This is a genomic window from Symbiopectobacterium sp. Eva_TO, from assembly GCF_053848865.1.
The window spans coordinates 329,017-351,514 of sequence record NZ_JBSPEY010000005.1; the positions used below are offsets into that span (position 1 = coordinate 329,017).

Below are 22,498 nucleotides of genomic sequence, written 5' to 3' on the forward strand. Positions count from 1 at the left end.
CACATCTTTTGGCCATTTTTTGAACAGGATGCTCAGAACCCCGTGAATTAAGGCATTCAAGCCATCCCATTGGCTTTTTGAGGTTCAAAATGCCACTCTGAGATAAACCCGTAACTCATTGATTAAACAGTGCGTTAGAACGATGTGTATAACGATATGAGTTTAACCATCGACAGATAATTCCTCGCCGTTTTGTCATAACGTGTGGCAATACGGCGGTATTCTTTTAATCGGCCAAAACATCTTTCCACTACATTGCGATGACGGTAAGCGCCACTGGCGAACCGTGAGCGCCCGTCCGAAGCCATTTTTTCATTCGTTTTTCGGGGGATGACTGCCTTTATCCCCTTTCGTTTCAGCTCGTTGCGTAGTGCATGCCCTGAATAAGCTTTGTCAGCCAGCACCGCATAACCACGACGCTTCATGCTGCCATTCTGGCGCTGAACACCAATACCGTCCAGAAGACGTAATGCGAACTGGCTTTCGTGAGCCTGTCCGGGGCTCAGCAGGATGTTTAACGGGAGACCACTTCCGTCTGTTGCCAGATGGATTTTGGTGCCAAAACCACCGCGAGAGCGACCCAGACCGTTATCTCCGGCGATATCGGGATGTTTTTTTGAGCACCGGCAGCACATTTCAGCGCCCGGATATTACTGCCATCCAGCGCCGTGGCAGACCAGTCAACGAGACCATGCGCATCAAGAGCAGAAAGTAACCTGTTGAAAATAATGTTAATCACACCCGATTTTGACCACCGATTAAAGCGGTTATATACGGTTTTCCACGGACCATATCGCTCAGGTAAATCACGCCATGGAGCACCTGAGCACAGAATCCAGAACATACCATTGATGATTTTACGATGTTCTGCCCATGGACGTCCGGCACGTGGTATTGCTGGTTCAGCAGGCAGTAAAGAGTGGATGATCATCCATGCTTCATCGGGAAGGTCGTAGCGAGCCATAGTTCAATATACTGTGGAAACATACGGTTACTATAACTCAGGCAATTAAGGGACACAGCCTAGTTGACCACTACAGTTGGGCAGGAAACATTCTTGCGTTGTGTGCTGTGCATTAGCAAATAAATTAGCTCGAATAGCTTGGGCAATAACGACACGAAATACCGTGTTTGAACAGTAATGCTGGTCTAACAGTCAGCAATTTAACGAAGTTACCCATCTGGTTTTGCGAAGACTGATTATTGATGACATGAACGGCCTGACGGCCTGATATAAAACCAAAAAATGAAAATGGCTCAATGAAGCCGATGGTCTTTTTAGGAATATCAGGTGCGAAACTCATCGTGGCGCGGGCATCCTTGGCCATAAAGACGCCGGATAGATTTAAGCAAGCCCTCCATTAATCAAAGATCAGTGTTGCAAAAATGGGGGTGACCATAGATTCATTGAGGGCTTTACAGGGTTTTGTTGACTCGATTTTTAAACTGATTAAATTGTCGCTGCATTGTCCAGACTATTCGCTGCTCAGCAAGCGAGCAAAGGCAGTGAACATCAGCATAAAAACGCCAACCCGTGGTGAAATCTCACATCTGGTCATTGATGGAACCGGCCTGAAGGTCTTTGGCGAAGGCGAATGGAAAGTCCGGCAGCATGGTGCCGACAGACGCAGGGTGTGGCGTAAGCTGCATCTGGCAGTAGACAGTGCGACGCATGAGATTATCTGTGCGGATTTGTCGCTCAGTGGTACGACTGATGCCCAGGCTCTACCGGCACTGATAAACCAGACCCACCGGAAAATCAGAGAGGCATCGGCTGACGGCGCTTACGATACAGGTTACTGCCATGATGCTCTGCTGAGGAAGAAAATAAGGCCGCTTATCCCGCCGCGAAGGGGGGCGCAATATTGGCCGGACCACTACCACGAGCGTAACCACGCTGTTGCAAATCAGCGCCTGAGCGGCAGCAACGATACCTGGAAAAAGAAAGTGGGCTATCACCGACGCTCAGTGGCTGAAACGGCCATGTTCCGGTTCAAAACGCTTCTGGGTGGTCATCTAAGTCTGCGTGACTACGATGCTCAGGTGGGTGAAGCCATGGCGATGGTCAAAGCGCTTAACCGGATCACGCTATTAGGAATGCCGAACAGTATTCGCATCACGTAACAATCGACCTGGAGCACAGTCGTTACAAGTTCTGATTTATTCAACAAAGCCTAAAATAGGGCGAAATGCTGGTGCCGATCGCCATCGGGATAATTCGCGTCAACGGAAAATGGTACAAAAAAGCCGGCATTGGGCCGGGTTAGCGCCGTTATTGGTTTCGACAGTCTCCTTCGAGAGACATGCAAAAAATATGCCGTTTTTTAATCCATAGTTTTTATTTATAATTAATTTATTACTGAGGCGCGAATGTCAATTCTGAGCAAAAAGTTGCGCAGACCTCGTGAATCATTTGCAAACCTTGCGCAGAATGCGCAGTTATATTGAAGAGGTAATGCCGCGGGCTCATGATCGTCATAGAACCCATATTTTAGCATTGCACCGGGTATACCGAACGCTCACAGCTCTAACTCAATATCATTCACTGGCATGCAGCAGCACGGCAAGATTTCGTCTTGCTGTACACAGGCAAGGGGTGTTTGGCGATAGGCGACGCGCCCTTTCACCAACCGTAAGCGGCAGGCACCGCAATAACCCGAGCGGCACTGATATTCCACGGGTACGCAGTGTTGTTCAAGCACGTCGAGTAACGAGGTGGCGCTGTCGTTGTTGGCAAGCTGCGCGCCAGAGACGCGCAGTGTTATGGTTGAGTTGCTCATCAACTTAGAGCTGGAAATCACTCAGGTCGTCGGCGTTGATTTCAGAATCAATTTGGCCGACCAGATAAGAACTCACTTCCACTTCTTGCGGAGCAACCTGCACGTTGTCAGAGACCAGCCAGGCATTAATCCACGGGATCGGATTAGTACGCGTTTGGAACGGCAATGGTAACCCCACCGCCTGCATGCGGATATTGGTGATGTATTCAACGTACTGGCAGAGAATGTCTTTGTTCAGGCCAATCATCGAGCCGTCGCGGAACAGGTATTCCGCCCACTCTTTCTCCTGCTGTGCCGCCAGCACAAACAGGTCGTAGCATTCCTGTTGGCACTCTTCGGCGATTTGTGCCATTTCCGGATCGTCCTGGCCGGAACGCATCAGATTCAGCATATGCTGAGTACCGGTCAGGTGCAGCGCTTCATCGCGGGCGATCAGTTTGATGATTTTGGCGTTGCCTTCCATCAGTTCGCGTTCGGCAAAGGCGAATGAGCAGGCGAAACTGACATAAAAACGGATGGCTTCGAGCGCGTTGACGCTCATCAGGCACAGATAAAGCTGTTTCTTCAAGGCATGCAGATTAACGGTGACCGTTTTACCGTTCACCTGATGCGTGCCTTCACCTAGCAGGTGATGATAGCTGGTCAGTTCGATCAGATCGTCATAGAAAGAAGAGATATCTTTTGCACGTTTCAGAATCTCTTCATTGGTGACGATATCATCGAACACCAGTGCCGGATCGTTGACAATATTGCGGATGATATGGGTATAGGAACGGGAATGGATGGTTTCTGAAAATGCCCAGGTTTCTATCCAGGTTTCCAACTCTGGGATGGATATCAGCGGTAACAATGCGACGTTCGGGCTGCGTCCTTGAATGGAGTCCAGCAGCGTTTGGTATTTCAGATTGCTGATGAAGATGTGTTTTTCATGTTCCGGTAGCGCCTGATAGTCAATGCGATCGCGAGACACATCCACCTCTTCTGGACGCCAGAAAAAGGAGAGCTGTTTCTCGATCAGCTTCTCGAATATTTCATATTTTTGCTGATCGTAACGCGCTACGTTAACGGACTGACCAAAAAACATCGGTTCCAGAAGCTGATCGTTTTTATTCTGTGAGAAGGTGGTATAAGCCATAGGGCTGTATCTCCAAAAAGGGACAGGAGGCAGTTAACTGTCCCCTGAAAAAACTAACATAAACAATACCCTATGCGGGAAGCGGTTTAAATCTTACAGGCACCGCCTTCGCAACCGTCATCCTGCGCATCGGCCAGGATATCTTCCTGTGCGTCTTCTGCACCGTCACGGGTGTTTTGATAATACAGCGTTTTCAACCCGAACTTATAGGCGGTAAGCAAGTCAGTCAGCAACTGTTTCATCGGCACTTTTCCTGACGGGAAGCGCGCCGGATCGTAGTTGGTGTTGGCAGAAATAGCCTGATCGACAAACTTTTGCATCAGCCCAACCAGTTGCAGGTAGCCGTCATTGTTCGGCATTTCCCACAGTAATTCGTAGGCATCCTTCAGGGTTTCGTAATCCGGCACCACCTGGCGCAAAATGCCGTCTTTTGACGCCTTGATACTGATGTGACCGCGTGGTGGTTCAATACCGTTGGTGGCGTTGGAAATTTGTGACGAGGTTTCCGACGGCATCAACGCAGAGAGCGTGGAGTTACGCAGACCGTGTGTTTTGATACTGTCGCGCAGTGCTTCCCAATCGTAATGCAACGGTTCGCTGCAAATGCCGTCCAGATCGCGCTTGTAGGTGTCAATAGGCAGCACGCCACGGGCATAGGTAGTTTGGTCAAACCACGGACAGGCACCTTGTTCGCGCGCCAGCTCGTTTGAGGCTTGCAGCAGGTAGTACTGAATGGCTTCGAAGGTCTTGTGCGTCAGATTGTTGGCACTGCCATCAGAGTAGCGCACGCCGTTTTTCGCCAGATAGTAGGCAAAGTTGATAACGCCGATGCCGAGCGTGCGGCGGCCCATAGCACCACGTTTGGCGGCCAGAATAGGGTAATCTTGATAGTCCAGCAGGGCGTCCAGCGCGCGTACAGCCAGACGCGCCAAATTTTCCAAATCATCCAGGCTATTCAATGCGCCAAGGTTGAACGCGGAGAGGGTGCAGAGCGCGATCTCCCCTTTTTCATCGTTGACGTCTTCCAGAGGGTGGGTTGGCAGCGCAATTTCCAGGCACAGGTTGGACTGACGCACCGATGCGATGGTCGGTTCAAACGGGCTGTGGGTGTTGCAATGATCGACATGCTGAATGTAGATACGGCCTGTAGAGGCGCGTTCTTGCATCATTAGCGAGAACAGATCGACCGCTTTCATGGATTTCTTGCGGATGCTGTCGTCTTTTTCATACTGCTGATATAAGCGTTCGAACTCATCCTGATCGGAGAAAAACGCGTCATACAGGCCGGGTACGTCAGAAGGGCTGAACAGGGTGATTTCTTGTCCTTTAACCAGACGCTGATACATCAGCTTGTTCAACTGCACGCCGTAATCGAGGTGACGCACGCGGTTGCCTTCCACGCCACGGTTGTTCTTTAGCACCAGCAGGCTTTCCACTTCCAGATGCCACAGCGGGTAAAACAACGTTGCCGCTCCGCCGCGCACACCGCCCTGTGAGCAGGATTTCACTGCGGTCTGGAAATGTTTATAGAAAGGAATACAGCCAGTATGGAACGCTTCACCACCGCGAATCGGGCTACCCAGCGCACGGATACGACCGGCGTTAATGCCGATACCGGCACGCTGTGAAACGTATTTCACGATAGCACTGGAGGTGGCGTTAATGGAATCCAGGCTGTCGCCGCACTCAATCAACACGCAGGAGCTGAACTGACGCGTCGGGGTACGCACGCCGGACATGATCGGCGTTGGCAACGAAATATTGAAGGTAGAAATCGCATCATAGAAGCGTTTGACGTAATCCAGGCGCGTTTCGCGCGGGTAACCGGAGAACAGGCAGGCAGCCACCAGTACATACAGAAACTGGGCGCTTTCGTAGATGTCACCGGTGACGCGGTTTTGCACCAGATATTTCCCTTCCAACTGCTTGACCGCAGCGTAAGAGAAGGTCATGTCGCGCCAGTGATCGATGAAAGCGTCCATCTGAGCGAACTCTTCTGGCGTGTAGTCCTGTAATAAGTGGGTATCGTATTTGCCCAGTTCTACCATTTTGGTGACGTGATCGAACAACGCTGGTGGTTCAAACTGGCCGTAGGCTTTTTTACGCAAGTGGAAAATGGCCAAACGTGCGGCCAGATATTGGTAGTCCGGGCTGTCGCGTGAAATCAGATCGGCGGCAGCTTTAATAATGGTTTCATGGATATCGGCGGTCTTGATGCCGTCATAAAACTGAATGTGGGAGCGCAGTTCGACTTGAGACACTGACACATTGTGCAGGCCTTCCGCTGCCCAGGTAATCACCCGGTGAATCTTGTCCAGATTGATGCGTTCTTTGCTGCCATCGCGTTTGGTTACTAGCAGGCTCTGGTTCATGTGGTGTAGTACCTATCCGTTTTTCCCAATGCTATAGCGTTTTCCCCGATCGAAAACGCACATGACAGTCTAGTGCTGCGGTGTGTAGGGTAAACACTACATATAGGGGTTTTGGTTTTGAATGATAACAAGATAGTGAGAATTTTCGGCTATTGCAAGTGAACAAAACACACTGAAATTGTGGATAACATGGGGAGGAATTGTTACACACTGGCTAAACGCCTGTAGTGTTGCGGCCTTAACTTTTGTCAATGGATGGGGATAAAAAAATGATTGATTGCCGCTTTTTTCTGCGTACTGAAAATTCTTAATTTGATCAACGTCTAAGGTTATGACGGTAGAAGGAATGGCAGATTGGCGACGATATCACCACTCTGCGTTTGAAACGCTGATTGAAACTGCCGACAATCTCGCTTTACCCCTTGTCATCCTCGGCGAAAGCTGGGGATCTTTGCGAGAATAAACGCGTTTCCTCTGCATGAGATTCCCGCCTTCATGGGAATGGCCGCGGTGGGCGAGAATGACGGTGAGAGTCGCTGGCTGTCAGCAACGTCAGCCAGCCAACGCGGACTTATTCAGCATCGCGCTGCGTATGCAGCATATAGTTCACGTCCACATTAGGACCGAGCGTAAAACGATCGCGCAGCGGGTTATAGTGCAGACCGATGATGTGCTGTTCCGCCAGCGAGGTGCCGTCCACCCAATTCAGCAACTCCGCCGGGCGAATAAATTTCTTCGCGTCATGAGTGCCCTTCGGCAACATTTTCAGCACGTATTCGGCACCGAAAATCATCAATAGCCAGGCTTTGGCATTACGGTTGATAGTCGAGAAGAACGCGTGTCCGCCTGGTTTGACCAAGGCTGCACAGGCGCGCACCACCGATTGCGGGTCTGGCACATGTTCCAGCATCTCCATACAAGTCACCACGTCATAGCGCCCGGCGTGCGCCGCTGCGTGAGACTCCACGGTTTCCTGCACATACTGCACGCTGACGCCGCTCTCCAGCGCATGCAGCCGGGCAACCTGCAACGGTTCGGCACCCATGTCTAATCCGGTAACCTCTGCACCTTCGCGCGCCATGCTCTCCGCCAGAATGCCGCCACCACAGCCGACATCCAGCACCTGCTTGCCAAACAGCCCATCGGCGCGGCGTGCGATGTAGTCAAGTCGCAGCGGGTTGATGCGGTGCAGCGGTTTGAATTCACCTTCCAGAGCCCACCAGCGTGAGGCAACGGCTTCAAACTTGGCTATTTCATCATGATCGACATTCTGCGTCTGTGTTTCTGCGTTCATGCGGTATACAACCTTTTGTTATTCTCATCTGCGGTGAGTATATCGGGTGTAGGCAGGATGTAGTAGCGATTCTCCTTTTTGCCTCGGCGATGCAAAAGGCGGTGTGTAGTGGTCAACTAATATTGGCCACCGCATTAGACTGTATGTAGAACAGTCGCTCAGATTCGTTTGGAGTTAAGCCGCCGTTATACCAGTGAGGCCGGATAGCGCTGTAATACCCCGTGATGTAGCGGATAATCGCGTCCTGGGCTTCGCTGAAGCTGTTGTAACCCTTTGTCGGCACCCATTCTGTCTTCAGGCTGCGGAAGAACCGCTCCATTGGCGCATTATCCCAGCAGTTACCCCGCCGACTCATACTCTGCTTTATCCGGCAGCGCCACAGGGCTTGCCGGTATTGACGGCTGGTATAGTGGCTGCCCTGGTCGCTGTGGAACATGACTCCTGTTGGTTGTCCCCGGAGTTCCCAGGCCATCTGCAACGCTTTAACTGTCAGCGCCGAGTCCGGCGACGTCGACATGGCCCAGCCCACCGGTTTGCGGGCGAACAGGTCTAGCACCACCGCAAGGTAAGCCCAGCATTTGCCCGTCCAGATGTAGGTCACATCGCCGCACCAGACCTGATCCGGCGCGGTAACCGCGAACTGGCGGTTGAGATAGTTCGGTATTTCAACGTGTTCATTGCCGCCGCGTTTGTATTTGTGAGCCGGTCGCTGGCAGCTGGCGATACCCAGCTCCTTCATCAGCTTGCCAGCCAGCCAGCGCCCCATTTTGACACCAGAGCTGCCGGTGACGATGGTCGCGATACTTCGAGCGCCGGCAGAGCCGCCGCTGGCGTTCCAGGCTTCCATGACGCGACTACACTTAACCACGCGCTCACCGTCGGGTTCATTAGCGGAAGCCTGCCAGTGCCTGTAGCTGCTGCGATGTACCTCAAAAGTTTGGCACAACGCCGTGACCGGGTATCGCGCCCTCAGCCTGTCGACTACCGTGAACCGTTGAGTGAGTCCGACATTAAGAGCGCCGTAGCCTTTTTTAGGATTTCGTTCTCCATTTCAAGGCATTGGACTTTTTTCTTCATCTCACGCAGCTCGAGCTGTTCAGGGGTAAGAGGAAGTCCCGTTGGCGTTTTTCCCTGTCGTTCAAGGCGAAGCTTATTGACCCAGCGACTAATGGCAGAATGGCTGACATTAACCGCCTCTGCGGCCTTAACGTATGTGTAGCCGTGGTCGACAACCAGCTTTGCGGCTTCGAGCTTAAATTCCGCCGTAAAATGTTTACCCATGAGGTCACCTGTCGTGTTGATGAGGTGAGCATATCACCTCCGCTCAGGTGGCCAGTATCAGTGTGCCACTACAGTGAATGAAAGAAAAGCGTCATTACTCGTGCGCGACTCGTGCGCGTATTTTCCCTGTAAGGTGGGTTTTGTGCTATCATTTTTCACCTTTTGAACTCGGGTTGATGCATTAATAGAGGGATAGCGGCTCCATGAGCGACCTTGCCAGAGAAATAACACCGGTCAATATCGAAGATGAGTTGAAAAACTCCTATCTGGACTATGCCATGTCAGTTATTGTCGGGCGTGCCTTGCCTGATGTTCGTGACGGCTTGAAACCCGTGCACCGACGCGTGCTGTACGCGATGAGCGTGCTGGGAAATGACTGGAACAAACCCTATAAAAAATCGGCCCGTGTGGTCGGCGATGTTATCGGTAAATACCACCCGCACGGTGATTCCGCCGTGTATGAAACCATCGTGCGCATGGCGCAACCTTTCTCCCTGCGCTACATGCTGGTGGATGGTCAGGGCAACTTCGGGTCGATAGATGGCGACTCGGCGGCGGCCATGCGTTATACCGAAATTCGCATGTCGAAAATCGCCCACGAGCTTCTGTCGGATCTGGAAAAAGAGACGGTCGATTTTGTGCCCAACTACGATGGCACAGAACAGATCCCCGATGTAATGCCGACGCGTATTCCTAACCTGTTGGTGAACGGTTCTTCCGGTATTGCCGTGGGGATGGCGACCAACATCCCGCCCCACAACCTGACGGAAGTGATCGACGGCTGCCTGGCGTATATCGACGACGAAAACATCAGCCTGGAAGGGTTGATGGCGCATATCAAAGGGCCGGATTTCCCGACTGCGGCGATCATCAACGGCAGACGCGGCATTGAAGAGGCGTACCGTACCGGGCGCGGCAAAATTTACATCCGCGCACGCGCCGAAGTGGAAGTGGATGACAAAAATGGTCGTGAGACCATTATCGTGCACGAGATTCCCTATCAGGTTAACAAAGCGCGACTGATTGAAAAAATCGCCGAGTTGGTGAAAGAGAAACGCGTCGAAGGCATCAGCGCATTGCGCGATGAGTCCGATAAAGACGGCATGCGTATCGTGATTGAGATCAAACGCGATGCTGTGGGTGAAGTGGTACTGAATAACCTCTACTCGCTGACTCAGCTTCAGGTCTCGTTCGGCATCAACATGGTGGCACTGCATCAGGGCCAGCCGAAGATCATGCCGCTCAAGGACATTCTGGTTGCCTTTGTTCGTCACCGTCGTGAAGTGGTGACGCGCAGAACCATTTTTGAACTGCGCAAAGCGCGCGAGCGTGCCCATATTTTAGAAGGCCTGGCGGTTGCGCTGGCAAATATCGATCCGATCATTGAAGCGATCCGCAATGCACCAACGCCGGCAGAAGCCAAGGCGGCATTGATTGCTCAAGCCTGGGATCTGGGCAACGTTGCGGCGATGCTGGAGCGTGCTGGTAATGATGCTGCGCGTCCTGACTGGCTGGAGCCGGAATTTGGGATTCGTGACGGTAAATACCACCTGACTGAGCAGCAGGCTCAGGCGATTCTGGATCTGCGGTTGCAAAAACTGACCGGTCTGGAACACGAAAAGCTGCTGGATGAATACAAAGAGTTGTTGTTGCAGATCGCCGAACTGCTGCGCATTCTGACCAGCCCCGAGCGTTTGATGGAAGTCATTCGTGAAGAGCTGGAAGCGATCAAGACACAGTACAGCGATGCGCGTCGCACGGAAATCACGGCCAACAGCGCTGACATCAATATCGAAGACCTGATCAATCAGGAAGATGTGGTGGTTACGCTTTCCCATCAGGGTTATGTCAAATACCAGCCGCTGAGCGACTATGAAGCGCAGCGTCGTGGGGGCAAAGGCAAGTCAGCTGCACGCATCAAGGAAGAAGATTTTATCGACCGTCTGCTGGTGGCTAACACCCATGACACGATCCTCTGCTTCTCCAGCCGTGGCCGTCTCTACTGGCTGAAGGTGTACCAATTGCCGGAAGCAAGCCGTGGTGCGCGTGGGCGTCCTATCGTCAACCTGTTGCCGTTGGAGCCGGAAGAGCGTATTACTGCCATTCTGCCGGTGCGTGAATACGAAGAAGGCCAAAACGTGTTTATGGCGACCGCCAGCGGTACGGTGAAGAAAACGGCGCTGACCGAGTTTAGCAATCCACGTTCGAAAGGGATTATTGCCGTTAACCTCAATGAGAGCGACGAACTGATCGGCGTTGATTTGACGGACGGTGAGAACGAAGTGATGCTGTTCTCTGCGGAAGGTAAGGTGGTGCGCTTCTCCGAAGCGGCTGTGCGTGCTATGGGACGTACCGCTACCGGTGTACGCGGTATCAACCTTCAGGGTGACGATCGCGTGGTGTCTCTGATCGTGCCGCGCGGTGAAGGTGATATCCTTACTGTCACGCAAAACGGCTTCGGTAAGCGTACTGCTGTGAGTGAATATCCGACCAAGTCTCGTGCGACCAAAGGCGTTATCTCTATTAAAGTGAGCGAGCGTAACGGTAAGGTTGTTGGTGCGGTGCAGGTCGATGAACTGGATCAGATCATGATGATCACGGATGCCGGTACGTTGGTGCGCACCCGTGTCTCTGAAGTCAGCATCGTAGGCCGTAACACCCAGGGCGTGACGCTTATCCGCACTGCGGAAGACGAAAACGTGGTAGGGCTGCAACGTGTTGCTGAGCCGGTCGAAGATGAAGAGCTCGACAGCGTGGTAAGCGCGCCGGGTGAAGTCGCCGAAGAAGACGGCATTGATGATGCTGAAACCGACGACGATGTGGCTGACGACGAATAATCTGTATTAGCTCAGACCTGATCTGACAGTTACCGGTTATTTATACAGGTGTCTGTCAGATTAAATCTGGTTCAGATTTTTTTCTGCCCAGACTCGTTTACCATCAAGTAACGTGGCCATTGGCGTACGCCCGCAGCACATTTTACCCTGATGAGTTCGCTCATTATTGTAATGCCACAACCAGTTGTCCAGATCCTTTTGTAGACTTTCTAGGTCCTCGTATAACGTCTTACGGAACGCAACCTGATAAAAATCCTGCAAAATAGTTTTATGGAAGCGCTCGCAGATACCGTTTGTCTGCGGAGACATCGCTTTCGTTTTCGTATGGTCTATATCGTTGATAGCCAAGTACAGCTGATAGTCATGTTGTTCCACTTTACCGCAGTACTCCGTCCCCCTGTCCGTCAGTATTCTTAGCATTGGCAGCCCCTGAGCTTCGTAGAACGGCAGCACGCGATCATTGAGCAGGTCGGCGGCAGAGATCGGTGCTTTACTCGTGTAAAGCTTGCAGTGCGCCACTTTCGAGTACGTATCCACGAACGTCTGCTGGTAGATACGGCCAACACCTTTCAGATTACCCACGTAGAAGGTGTCCTGCGACCCCAGATAACCCGGGTGAGCAGTCTCTATTTCACCACAGGCTTCGTCGTCGTGCGCCTTCTTCTCCAGTGCAGCGATTTGAGCATCAGTAAGTACGATGCCTTCTCTGGCAACTTTTTCCTCAAGTGCCTTCAGGCGCTTACGAAAGTTTTCCAGATCGTGTCGTTGCCAGATGGAGCGCACACCGCTGCCAGAAATGAAGACGCCTTTTTTACGCAGCTCATTACTGGTCCGGTGCTGGCCATGAGCCGGGAACTCAATGGCGTAATCAACAACCGCACGTTCAGTGGCTTCATCAGCACGGTTTTTCAGGTTGGGAACCCGGCGGTTTTGGTTAACCAGTGCGTCAATGCCGCCTTCTGCCGCCAGTTCCTGATAGCGATAAAACGTGTCGCGTGACACCCCCATGATTTTACAGGCTTTTGATACGTTACCGAGTTCTTCGGCGAGATTGAGCAGGCCGGCTTTGTGTTTGATGATGGGATTGTTAGTATGAAGCATGAGAGTTACCTCGTGTTTTGTATAAGGATTCGACACCCATATCAAAACCGGTAACTCTCAACCTTTCAAGGTCCAGTGTCAGATCAAGTCGCGACTAATACAAATAATCGCGTGCTACACCAATGAAACAAAAGCCAGCACCTCAGATGCTGGCTTTTTTTATGCGCTCTCGGTACTGTATCGACACGCCTTTCCCCTGCAACCATTTACCTACTTGATGGAATAAATTTGAAATACCTCGCTTCATTTCACACGACGCTGAAAATTTCCCGCTACCTGTTCAGGGTGCTGGCGATGATGTTATGGATGCTGGGGGCGCTAATTTCCATCTTCTATTTCAGCAAGGTGCTCAACGATAAAGAAGCTGAGTTGCGCCTGGAATATAACCAGAGCTACGATCAGTCGCAGGAGTATATTCGTCGCACCACGGACATCGTGCGGGAATTACGCTATGTGGCTGTCAGCCATGTCAACACCGCGCACGCGCACGCTACGCCGTCTTCCGCCAATACCCTGCGTACACCGCTGCTTTCGCTCTATCCCTTAACCGCAGGTGCAGACTGTCAGGCTATCTATCAGCCCCAAAAAGGGCAGTTGGATGCCGTCAGCGCTTTTTTTACCGATTGGCAGGATAACTTCTCCACGGTATACGATCTGAACCGGGTGTTTTTTGTCGATGGTGCCTGGCAGTGCATGATGGATTTCGGTATCCGCAATCAGGCACTGGATCGCGATAATTTGTTGCAGAACCTGCAAGAACGTTTTGCCGATAAAAAGCATGCGACGCAAGGCGAATGGCGCGATGAAACGGTGTATTGGATAACCCCGGCCTCCGATCCCGATATCAGCTATCTGTATGCCATTACACCGATTTATAAAGGGGATCGTCTGGAAACCCTGATGGGCATCGAGCAAACCATCCGTCTGGATGATTTTGTTGCCGCAGGCAAATTTACGGTCGGTGCCAAGCTGCTCGATCAGTTCAATCAGCCGTTGCTGCAATTTACCGATAAAGAGCGCAATGGCTCTATGACGTCCAGCTACCCGAACGATCGCACCTATTTTGGTTATGTGGACGGTTACGACGAAATTATCCTGAAGAAAGCCTTACCGCCAACCACCTTTAATATCGTCTATTTTATGCCGTTCAGCGTGCTGCTCTCGCAGTTAAACGCGCTGATTATCAACATCGTGTTGTTAAACCTGCTCTCTGCGCTGGTGCTGTTTATTCTCGCCTGGACATTCGAACGCAAGATGTTTCTGCCTGCGCAAATTAACGCTTTTCAGTTGGAAGAGAACGAGCAGTTTAACCGTAAAATAGTGGCCTCTGCGCCGGTAGGCATCTGTATTTTGCGCATCAGCGACGGCACTAACCTGCTTAGCAACGAACTGGCGCATAACTACCTGAATTTGTTAACCCATGAAGACCGGCTCAAGATCACGCGCATTATCTGTGAACAGCAATCAAAATATGTCTATGTGGTTACCAGCAGGAACCATCACCTGCAAATCAGTTTCGTTCATTCTCGCTATCGTAATGAAAATGTCGCGATTTGCGTGCTCTCCGATGTGAGCGCACGGGTGAAGATGGAAGAGTCTCTGCAAGAAATGGCCAATGCGGCTGAACAGGCGAGCCAGTCTAAATCGATGTTTTTGGCCACAGTCAGCCATGAACTGCGCACGCCGCTGTACGGGATTATCGGTAATCTGGATTTGCTCCGTACCAAAAGCCTGTCGAAAGATGCGAATCGATTAGCGGCAGCGATGCAGAACTCCTCAGCACTGCTGCTCAAAATCATCAGCGATATTCTCGACTTTTCCAAGATAGAGTCGGAACAGCTTAAAATTGAACCCGCTATTTTTACCCCACAGGAAGTGGTCAGCCACATTACCAGCAACTATCTGCCGCTGGTGGTGCGAAAAAATCTGACGCTCTACTGCTTTATCGATCCGTCGGTGCCGGCAACGTTGTCGGGTGATCCAGTACGTTTGCAGCAGGTGCTCTCTAATCTGGTGAGCAATGCGATTAAATTTACCGATACCGGCTGCATTATTTTTCAGGTGTGTTGCACTGACGGCTATCTCGAATTTTGGGTACGGGATACTGGCGTGGGGATTAATCCTCGCGAGGCGCTCAAGCTGTTTGATCCCTTTTTCCAGGCGGGTAGCGGCGTTCAGCGCCATTTTCAAGGGACCGGGTTGGGGTTAGCCATCTGTGAAAAGCTGGTGAACCTGATGGATGGCGACATGTCACTGATATCGGAACCCGGGCTGGGCAGTCAGTTTGGCATTCGTATTCCGCTCTATCAGGCACATTACGACGTCCCGACGGTCAGCGATGCACTCAGACAGAAAACCTGCTGGCTGAGGATGCGTAATGCCAGCCTTGAGCACAACGCGCTCAGTTTACTGCAACAATATGGTCTCTCTGTGGCCCGTTATTCTGACCAGACTGTTCATGAGGACGACATCGTCATCAGCGATTACCAGCAGGCTACGCCGCCGCTTTCGCGCTGGAGCGTGCTGTTTAGTCACGTGCACATCGGCAGTGCGCAGGAGAGTGAGGCAGGGCGCTGGGTCATCAGTACCGCCGGATTGCCGGATTTGCCAGCGCTGCTGGAACGCCTGTGCCGTAACAAAGACGGAGAAGAGGGGGCGCTGGCCGTGCCGAGTACACGTGCCCAAACGCACTATAACCTGGTGGACAATAGCGATATATTGATTCTGGTGGTGGACGATCATCCGATCAACCGTCGTTTGCTCGCCGATCAGCTTGGATCGTTGGGTTATCAGGTCATTACCGCTAATGACGGCGTGGATGCGTTAAGCACGCTGGCAAAGCAAACGGCTGATATTGTGCTGACCGATGTCAACATGCTGAATATGGATGGCTATACGCTGACGCGCACCCTGCGCGCGCAACGCTGGGAAGCGCCCGTGATTGGCGTCACCGCCAACGCACTCGCGGAAGAACGACAACGTTGTTTGTCGGCGGGGATGGACAACTGTTTATCGAAACCGGTTACGTTGGATGTATTGCAACAGTGTTTGGCGCAGTACTGTCTTCAAGTGCGTGAACAGCGGAGTAGCGCAACGTAGGAGAGTTAGTGGTAACATTCGTCGTTCCTGGGTCAGCAGGAACGACGGGGTGAGCGCGTGAAAGTGAGAGCTCAGCGCTTACGCACTTTCTCCCGGTTCGGCTCCGTTGATGGAAGAGAGGTATTTCAGCAAGGCAATATCGTTATCAACACCCAGCTTGGTCATGGCAGATTTTTTCTGGCTACTGATGGTTTTGATGCTGCGGTTCAGCTTTTTAGCAATTTCCGTCACCAGAAAGCCTTCTGCAAACAGGCGCAGCACTTCGCTCTCTTTCGGTGACAGGCGCTTGTCGCCGTAACCGCTGGCGCTGATTTTTTCCAGCACCTTGGCAACGCTATCCGGGGTGAATTTCTTGCCCTTTTGCAAGGCAGCCAGCGCTTTGGGCAAATCGGTCGGTGCCCCTTGCTTCAATACAATACCTTCGATATCAAGATCCAACACCGCGCTTAAAATGGCGGGGTTGTTGTTCATTGTCAGCACAATGATCGCCAGATGGGGGAAATGGCGTTTGATGTATTTGATCAGCGTGATGCCATCACCGTATTTATCGCCTGGCATGGATAAATCGGTAATTAAAACGTTGGCATCCAATTTCGGCAGGTGATTGATCAGCGATGTTGAGTCTTCAAACTCGCCCACCACGTTAACCCACTCAATTTGTTCAAGCGATTTTTTAATGCCAAAAAGGACAATCGGATGGTCGTCAGCGATAATTACGTTTAAATTACTCATCGTTTTATTTACTCGTCTTGTTGGCCATTAGGCTGCAATAATACACGGACAAGTTCGTCGATCTCATCAATATCGTGTTTGATTTCTTCACTCGCCTGTTCGGTAATATGCCGCTCAAGTTGTTCACACAATTGTTTGCCAGGGTGCAAGTTTAGCATAGCAAACACCCCCTTAAGTCGATGCGCCGTTTGTGCCAGCGTTGAAAAGTCGCTTGTTTCTGCATCAGTATACAGTTTGACAATGTCGTCGGGTACCGTTTCAACGAACAGCGAAAAATAGTCGCTGGCTTTTAGTTGCCGGGCGTATTCGTGAATATCCGTTGGCGCAGCATCCTGCGTAGCGACCTCAAATTGTTGCTCAATCAAGGTCAATACGGCATCTTGCAGCAGCTGACTGATATTAAAATTGGTGCGTAATCGACGCGGCGCCAGTAAGGTCACTTGGGTATCCTCACCGTTCACCAGCAGCGTTTTATCCGCCATTTTTGCTTCATCATCGACAATACGCAGATCGAACTCCTGGGGCATCTGGCGCTCATCGGCGTTGACACATTCGGCCCCCCAACTACTGAGCAGGTGCTGCACGATCAGACGTACCTCATTGGCGGTGATGTCTAACAGCACAGTCATGTCTTCCAGCAGTTTTTCGTCTTCATCTGCACTGTTGGTGCTGGCGGGCAACGTGACCGTCAACTGATAGTGCGTGCCGAGATCTTGTTTACAGGAGATACTCAACTCGCCGCCAAGCTTACGCGCGAGTTGATGGCACAGGAACAGTGCAAATCCCGAATTTTGTTGGGAGCGATCCGCCGATGGCACCGTTAGCCAGGGGTGGCGCAGATTATCCAGTTCTGCCGCTGACATGCGGGTGCCAGTATCGCTGAGCCGGATAGCGAGTTTGTCCGCCTGCTCGGCATCAGCTTCCAGCGTGAGCGTTATCTTGCCGTAATCCGTATTGGTGATGGCGTAATCGAGCAGCAGCAGCAGCGCTTTTCGCAGCATGGCCATGTCGCCCACATACAAACGTTGTGGTTCTAAGCGGTAGTGATGAAACAGGTGCAGCCCTTTTTGGGAAAGGCGCGGCAGGCTCGCAAGCAGCAAGCTATCCATCATCGCAAGGGGAGAAAAGGGCACCACGTCCGGTTGCCATGTGTCGCTCCCGAGCCGGTCATGGAGTGCAATATTATCCAGTAGCGCGATCGTTTGTGCCGCTTCATCTGAGGGTTTACGTAACAATCTGGTGCGAATATCGTCATCCGCTGTTTGTGCCAGGGACAGCAAATGTTGCTGTAAAGCCTGCATTGGCGTATGCAGCTCCTGACGAAGATTGGTTAACAGCCGTTGGCGCGCCAGCACGTTTTTGTCATATTCGCGCTGCGCCAATTGCATCTTTTTATGCACCAGGATTTCTTTATCCTGCTCGCGAATCAGAAACAGATTGTGCTCTGGCATCTGCGGGTGGCTGAACTGCAAAATCTCGTACATCTCGTTGTTGATGGTTGCCTGCACCACGCCCTGATGCTCGCGCGCCATCGCGGCGATTTTCTCCAAACTCAGGTGGGGCAACAGATGCTCGGCAATGGCGTTTTGTACCACCACGCGGTTGGCAGAAAAATCATAAACCAGAATGCCAATCGGAACGCGTTTAACGATCTCCTGATAAAGCGCCTGCTGTTTCCGCAAGCGCGGTGACGGATCGTCGCGCGCATCGCGGTTGGGCTGACGCCACAGGTAGAACCCAGTCAGGGTTAGCGCCAGCAGCGCCAGATTTAGCAGCAGCAACCAGATATTATTACGCTCCATATCGGCAGCGAATTGCCGCAGAGGTAACTGATAAACGATATTCACCGGCGCGTTAACCAGCGGTGCGGCCACCTCTAACAGCGAACCGTTTAGCTGAACGCGGGTCGTATCCTCGTTATTGGTAAATGCTTCACTGCTGGTTCCCACGGTGTCCGCGCGCAGGATGAAATTGTCGCGCGACAGCGTATGTGGAATCAGATCGTTGATGGGCAAATCAAAGGCAATGATGGTCGCCAGATGGCCCGGCTGGTTGAAGGTGGTGCGCAGTGTAAAATAGTAGTCATTATAAAAGCGCAGCTTGCGGATGGGAGAGAAGCTCTCGCGTTCATCAAGCGCGTTTGACTGTTGCAGCATCTCCGTGCGTCGGGCTTCGGCAATCGCGGTGATATAGCTGCCGCGAAACTGTGCGGAAATGTCTTTCAGTATCTGCGTGGAAATCATGCTCAGGCTGTTATCTACACCGTTGAGGTAGTACATGGAGTAGATATCGCTCTCGGCACCCCACATGATATCGAGATAACGTGAAATCTTGCGCACCGCGCTCAGCGTTGATTTATCGTGCTGACCAAAGATGAGCGCATCGGTTTTCTGGCCGTTTTTTTCCACATAGAACACATCCGGCAGCAGACTGATGGCATTGGCGCTATCTTCCCCGCCAGCGGCCGCGTCGTTGTTCAGATTGCTATAGATTTGGTAAGTGAAAAAGCGGTAGATATCGATACGCTTTTGCATCCAAAGCGCGAGGGTGTTGAGCGTAGATTTCTTCTCTGCCAACCAATTGTTCACGATATTGTAGCTCAGCGTGCCGGTTGTCAGCAGTAGCAACAGGGCGAACAAGGTAAGGTAGCGAAGCAGACTCGCAGGCATGATAACAGTTCCTACTTGGCAGAGCGTAAGATAATAAAATGAAATGAATTGACCTTAGTCAGCAACAAATAAGGGCAACCTGCTCCTTGTGCGGTCTCTTTTGTCTCCGCGTTCTTGATTTGGCATTGCGCTTCTCGCGTTACTTTGCCCATGTTCCACGCACCACCTTCTCTTTGTCCGGCTCCCTTTTTATCATAACTTCCTCACTGAATCGAAATTTCTGATGTAGCCCCCTGTAACACCAGACAGTAGCTGTATCTCCAGATAAGAGATAGGCTTAGATATATGTCTAACAATCATGCTAATTTTGAAATGACCGGGATCTGTAGTGGCACACTGATACTGGCCACCTGAGCGGAGGTGATATGCTCACCTCATCAACACGACAGGTGACCTCATGGGTAAACATTTTACGGCGGAATTTAAGCTCGAAGCCGCAAAGCTGGTTGTCGACCACGGCTACACATACGTTAAGGCCGCAGAGGCGGTTAATGTCAGCCATTCTGCCATTAGTCGCTGGGTCAATAAGCTTCGCCTTGAACGACAGGGAAAAACGCCAACGGGACTTCCTCTTACCCCTGAACAGCTCGAGCTGCGTGAGATGAAGAAAAAAGTCCAATGCCTTGAAATGGAGAACGAAATCCTAAAAAAGGCTACGGCGCTCTTAATGTCGGACTCACTCAACGGTTCACGGTAGTCGACAGGCTGAGGGCGCGATACCCGGTCACGGCGTTGTGCCAAACTTTTGAGGTACATCGCAGCAGCTACAGGCACTGGCAGGCTTCCGCTAATGAACCCGACGGTGAGCGCGTGGTTAAGTGTAGCCGCGTCATGGAAGCCTGGAACGCCAGCGGCGGCTCTGCCGGCGCTCGAAGTATCGCGACCATCGTCACCGGCAGCTCCGGTGTCAAAATGGGGCACTGGCTGGCTGGCAAGCTGATGAAGGAGCTGGGTATCGCCAGCTGCCAGCGACCGGCTCACAAATACAAACGCGGCGGCAATGAACACGTTGAAATACCGAACTATCTCAACCGCCAGTTCGCGGTTACCGCGCCGGATCAGGTCTGGTGCGGCGATGTGACCTACATCTGGACGGGCAAATGCTGGGCTTACCTTGCGGTGGTGCTAGAGCTGTTCGCCCGCAAACCGGTGGGCTGGGCCATGTCGACGTCGCCGGACTCGGCGCTGACAGTTAAAGCGTTGCAGATGGCCTGGGAACTCCGGGGACAACCAACAGGAGTCATGTTCCACAGCGACCAGGGCAGCCACTATACCAGCCGTCAATACCGGCAAGCCTTGTGGCGCTGCCGGATAAAGCAGAGTATGAGTCGGCGGGGTAACTGCTGGGATAATGCGCCAATGGAGCGGTTCTTCCGCAGCCTGAAGACAGAATGGGTGCCGACAAAGGGTTACAACAGCTTCAGCGAAGCCCAGGACGCGATTATCCGCTACATCACGGGGTATTACAGCGCTATCCGGCCTCACTGGTATAACGGCGGCTTAACTCCAAACGAATCTGAGCGACTGTTCTACATACAGTCTAATGCGGTGGCCAATATTAGTTGACCACTACAGTGTGCCACTACAAACAGCATCTTTTCCAGTTTTTCTGGCAAGAGCGCATCAGGCAATGGCCACGACAGCGATGCGGCGGTAAAACGGGAGAGCACCTCATAAACTGTGGAAGGGCTGACCCTAAGAGCAGCGGCGATGGTGCGATTAGACTGGTTGCACTCAAATTTGAGTTTGAAGATCTGAAGACAAGTCTCCATGGGACTCCTGCTTTTTCTCTTTCTGGCCATCGTTATCTCCATTTCAGTAGAAACTGCGAACGGAGAGGAGGTTAGAAGAGTTAAGTCCCGGAGTGATCGATACGACGCGAATCAGTGATCGACCTTAGATGCGAAATCGTGATCGATTGTCATGCGAATCACTGATCGATCACGATGCGAATATGCAATAATGTGTATTAGTCGCGACTTGATCTGACACTGGACCTTGAAAGGTTGAGAGTTACCGGTTTTGATATGGGTGTCGAATACTTATACAAAACACGAGGTAACTCTCATGCTTCATACTAACAATCCCATCATCAAACACAAAGCCGGCCTGCTCAATCTCGCCGAAGAACTCGGTAACGTATCAAAAGCCTGTAAAATCATGGGGGTGTCACGCGACACGTTTTATCGCTATCAGGAACTGGCGGCAGAAGGCGGCATTGACGCTCTGGTTAACCAAAACCGCCGGGTTCCCAACCTGAAAAACCGTGCTGATGAAGCCACTGAACGTGCGGTTGTTGATTACGCCATTGAGTTCCCGGCTCATGGCCAGCACCGGACCAGTAATGAGCTGCGTAAAAAAGGCGTCTTCATTTCTGGCAGCGGTGTGCGCTCCATCTGGCAACGACACGATCTGGAAAACTTTCGTAAGCGCCTGAAGGCACTTGAGGAAAAAGTTGCCAGAGAAGGCATCGTACTTACTGATGCTCAAATCGCTGCACTGGAGAAGAAGGCGCACGACGACGAAGCCTGTGGTGAAATAGAGACTGCTCACCCGGGTTATCTGGGGTCGCAGGACACCTTCTACGTGGGTAATCTGAAAGGTGTTGGCCGTATCTACCAGCAGACGTTCGTGGATACGTACTCGAAAGTGGCGCACTGCAAGCTTTACACGAGTAAAGCACCGATCTCTGCCGCCGACCTGCTCAATGATCGCGTGCTGCCGTTCTACGAAGCTCAGGGGCTGCCAATGCTAAGAATACTGACGGACAGGGGGACGGAATACTGCGGTAAAGTGGAACAACATGACTATCAGCTGTACTTGGCTATCAACGATATAGACCATACGAAAACGAAAGCGATGTCTCCGCAGACAAACGGTATCTGCGAGCGCTTCCATAAAACTATTTTGCAGGATTTTTATCAGGTTGCGTTCCGTAAGACGTTATACGAGGACCTAGAAAGTCTACAAAAGGATCTGGACAACTGGTTGTGGCATTACAATAATGAGCGAACTCATCAGGGTAAAATGTGCTGCGGGCGTACGCCAATGGCCACGTTACTTGATGGTAAACGAGTCTGGGCAGAAAAAAATCTGAACCAGATTTAATCTGACAGACACCTGTATAAATAACCGGTAACTGTCAGATCAGGTCTGAGCTAATACAAATAATGTCGCCATTGACCGTTCCGCCAGTCC

The 22,498-nt window shown here is 51.7% G+C and carries 14 protein-coding genes and 2 pseudogenes; 5 read left to right on the forward strand and 11 right to left on the reverse strand.

Going from position 1 to position 22,498, the window contains the following annotated elements; translation table 11 throughout:
* Positions 1 to 134 precede the first annotated feature (134 nt).
* Both ACWWJF_RS27185 and ACWWJF_RS27190 read right to left on the reverse strand, forming a co-directional pair.
* A protein-coding gene (locus tag ACWWJF_RS27185) for an IS5 family transposase (protein ID WP_455871439.1) occupies positions 135 to 964 on the reverse strand; the annotation gives its coding sequence in 2 pieces (ribosomal slippage) (positions 135 to 619 and positions 619 to 964; 831 coding nt in all).
* Between the two features lie 124 nt (positions 965 to 1,088).
* The gene (locus ACWWJF_RS27190; protein WP_455869101.1) at positions 1,089 to 1,328 is read right to left on the reverse strand and encodes a hypothetical protein; all 240 of its coding nucleotides are present in this window, start codon (positions 1,326 to 1,328) and stop codon (positions 1,089 to 1,091) included.
* A 76-nt stretch (positions 1,329 to 1,404) separates the two neighbouring features.
* On the opposite strand from ACWWJF_RS27190, the pseudogene ACWWJF_RS27195 reads away from it, so the two are divergent.
* A pseudogene (locus ACWWJF_RS27195) lies at positions 1,405 to 2,124 on the forward strand (IS5 family transposase); the annotation flags it as partial.
* Between the two features lie 395 nt (positions 2,125 to 2,519).
* Here the strand turns inward: ACWWJF_RS27195 and yfaE are convergent.
* The 5 genes from yfaE to ACWWJF_RS27220 all read right to left on the reverse strand — a co-directional run bounded on the left by yfaE (position 2,520) and on the right by ACWWJF_RS27220 (position 8,862).
* Positions 2,520 to 2,780 (reverse strand): class I ribonucleotide reductase maintenance protein YfaE, encoded by a 261-nt coding sequence (yfaE, locus tag ACWWJF_RS27200; protein WP_455871503.1) that lies wholly within the window; start codon positions 2,778 to 2,780, stop codon positions 2,520 to 2,522.
* A gap of 4 nt (positions 2,781 to 2,784) precedes the next feature.
* Positions 2,785 to 3,915, reverse strand: coding sequence for a class Ia ribonucleoside-diphosphate reductase subunit beta (nrdB, locus tag ACWWJF_RS27205; RefSeq protein WP_455871440.1), 1,131 nt, complete (start codon positions 3,913 to 3,915; stop codon positions 2,785 to 2,787).
* Positions 3,916 to 4,001: 86 nt separating this feature from the next.
* The gene (gene nrdA, locus ACWWJF_RS27210; RefSeq protein ID WP_455871441.1) at positions 4,002 to 6,287 is read right to left on the reverse strand and encodes a class 1a ribonucleoside-diphosphate reductase subunit alpha; all 2,286 of its coding nucleotides are present in this window, start codon (positions 6,285 to 6,287) and stop codon (positions 4,002 to 4,004) included.
* Between the two features lie 571 nt (positions 6,288 to 6,858).
* Positions 6,859 to 7,581: a bifunctional 2-polyprenyl-6-hydroxyphenol methylase/3-demethylubiquinol 3-O-methyltransferase UbiG gene (ubiG, locus tag ACWWJF_RS27215; RefSeq protein ID WP_455871442.1), complete on the reverse strand. Its 723-nt coding sequence runs from the start codon at positions 7,579 to 7,581 to the stop codon at positions 6,859 to 6,861.
* A gap of 112 nt (positions 7,582 to 7,693) precedes the next feature.
* Positions 7,694 to 8,862, reverse strand: a protein-coding gene (locus ACWWJF_RS27220; protein WP_455868400.1) for an IS3 family transposase whose coding sequence is annotated in 2 segments (ribosomal slippage) — positions 7,694 to 8,607 and positions 8,607 to 8,862 — 1,170 coding nt in all. Because the reading frame shifts where the segments join, the coding sequence is not laid out codon by codon here.
* A 203-nt stretch (positions 8,863 to 9,065) separates the two neighbouring features.
* Between ACWWJF_RS27220 and gyrA the strand changes: the two genes are divergently transcribed.
* Complete coding sequence (gene gyrA, locus ACWWJF_RS27225; RefSeq protein ID WP_455871443.1) at positions 9,066 to 11,699, forward strand: DNA topoisomerase (ATP-hydrolyzing) subunit A; 2,634 nt, start codon at positions 9,066 to 9,068, stop codon at positions 11,697 to 11,699.
* Between the two features lie 60 nt (positions 11,700 to 11,759).
* Here the strand turns inward: gyrA and ACWWJF_RS27230 are convergent, their stop codons facing one another.
* Positions 11,760 to 12,800, reverse strand: coding sequence for an IS481 family transposase (locus ACWWJF_RS27230; protein WP_455868660.1), 1,041 nt, complete (start codon positions 12,798 to 12,800; stop codon positions 11,760 to 11,762).
* 228 nt (positions 12,801 to 13,028) lie between these two features.
* Here ACWWJF_RS27230 and rcsC point away from each other — a divergent pair, with 228 nt between their 5' ends.
* Positions 13,029 to 15,899: a two-component system sensor histidine kinase RcsC gene (rcsC, locus tag ACWWJF_RS27235; RefSeq protein ID WP_455871444.1), complete on the forward strand. Its 2,871-nt coding sequence runs from the start codon at positions 13,029 to 13,031 to the stop codon at positions 15,897 to 15,899.
* Between the two features lie 78 nt (positions 15,900 to 15,977).
* Here the strand turns inward: rcsC and rcsB are convergent, their stop codons facing one another.
* Together rcsB and rcsD are read right to left on the reverse strand one after the other, a co-directional pair.
* Positions 15,978 to 16,631, reverse strand: a complete 654-nt coding sequence (rcsB, locus tag ACWWJF_RS27240) for a response regulator transcription factor RcsB (RefSeq protein WP_264627383.1) — start codon at positions 16,629 to 16,631, stop codon at positions 15,978 to 15,980.
* 8 nt (positions 16,632 to 16,639) lie between these two features.
* Complete coding sequence (gene rcsD, locus ACWWJF_RS27245; RefSeq protein ID WP_455871445.1) at positions 16,640 to 19,300, reverse strand: phosphotransferase RcsD; 2,661 nt, start codon at positions 19,298 to 19,300, stop codon at positions 16,640 to 16,642.
* A 360-nt stretch (positions 19,301 to 19,660) separates the two neighbouring features.
* On the opposite strand from rcsD, the pseudogene ACWWJF_RS27250 reads away from it, so the two are divergent.
* Positions 19,661 to 20,866, forward strand: a pseudogene (locus ACWWJF_RS27250) (IS3 family transposase).
* On the opposite strand, the gene ACWWJF_RS27255 reads toward ACWWJF_RS27250, so the two are convergent.
* On the reverse strand, positions 20,830 to 21,072 hold the full coding sequence (locus tag ACWWJF_RS27255) for a hypothetical protein (RefSeq protein ID WP_455871446.1): 243 nt from the start codon (positions 21,070 to 21,072) through the stop codon (positions 20,830 to 20,832). The pseudogene ACWWJF_RS27250 and the gene ACWWJF_RS27255 sit on opposite strands and share 37 nt — an antisense overlap.
* A 295-nt stretch (positions 21,073 to 21,367) precedes the next feature.
* On the opposite strand from ACWWJF_RS27255, the gene ACWWJF_RS27260 reads away from it, so the two are divergent.
* On the forward strand, positions 21,368 to 22,408 hold the full coding sequence (locus tag ACWWJF_RS27260; RefSeq protein ID WP_455868660.1) for an IS481 family transposase: 1,041 nt from the start codon (positions 21,368 to 21,370) through the stop codon (positions 22,406 to 22,408).
* Positions 22,409 to 22,498 lie beyond the last annotated feature (90 nt).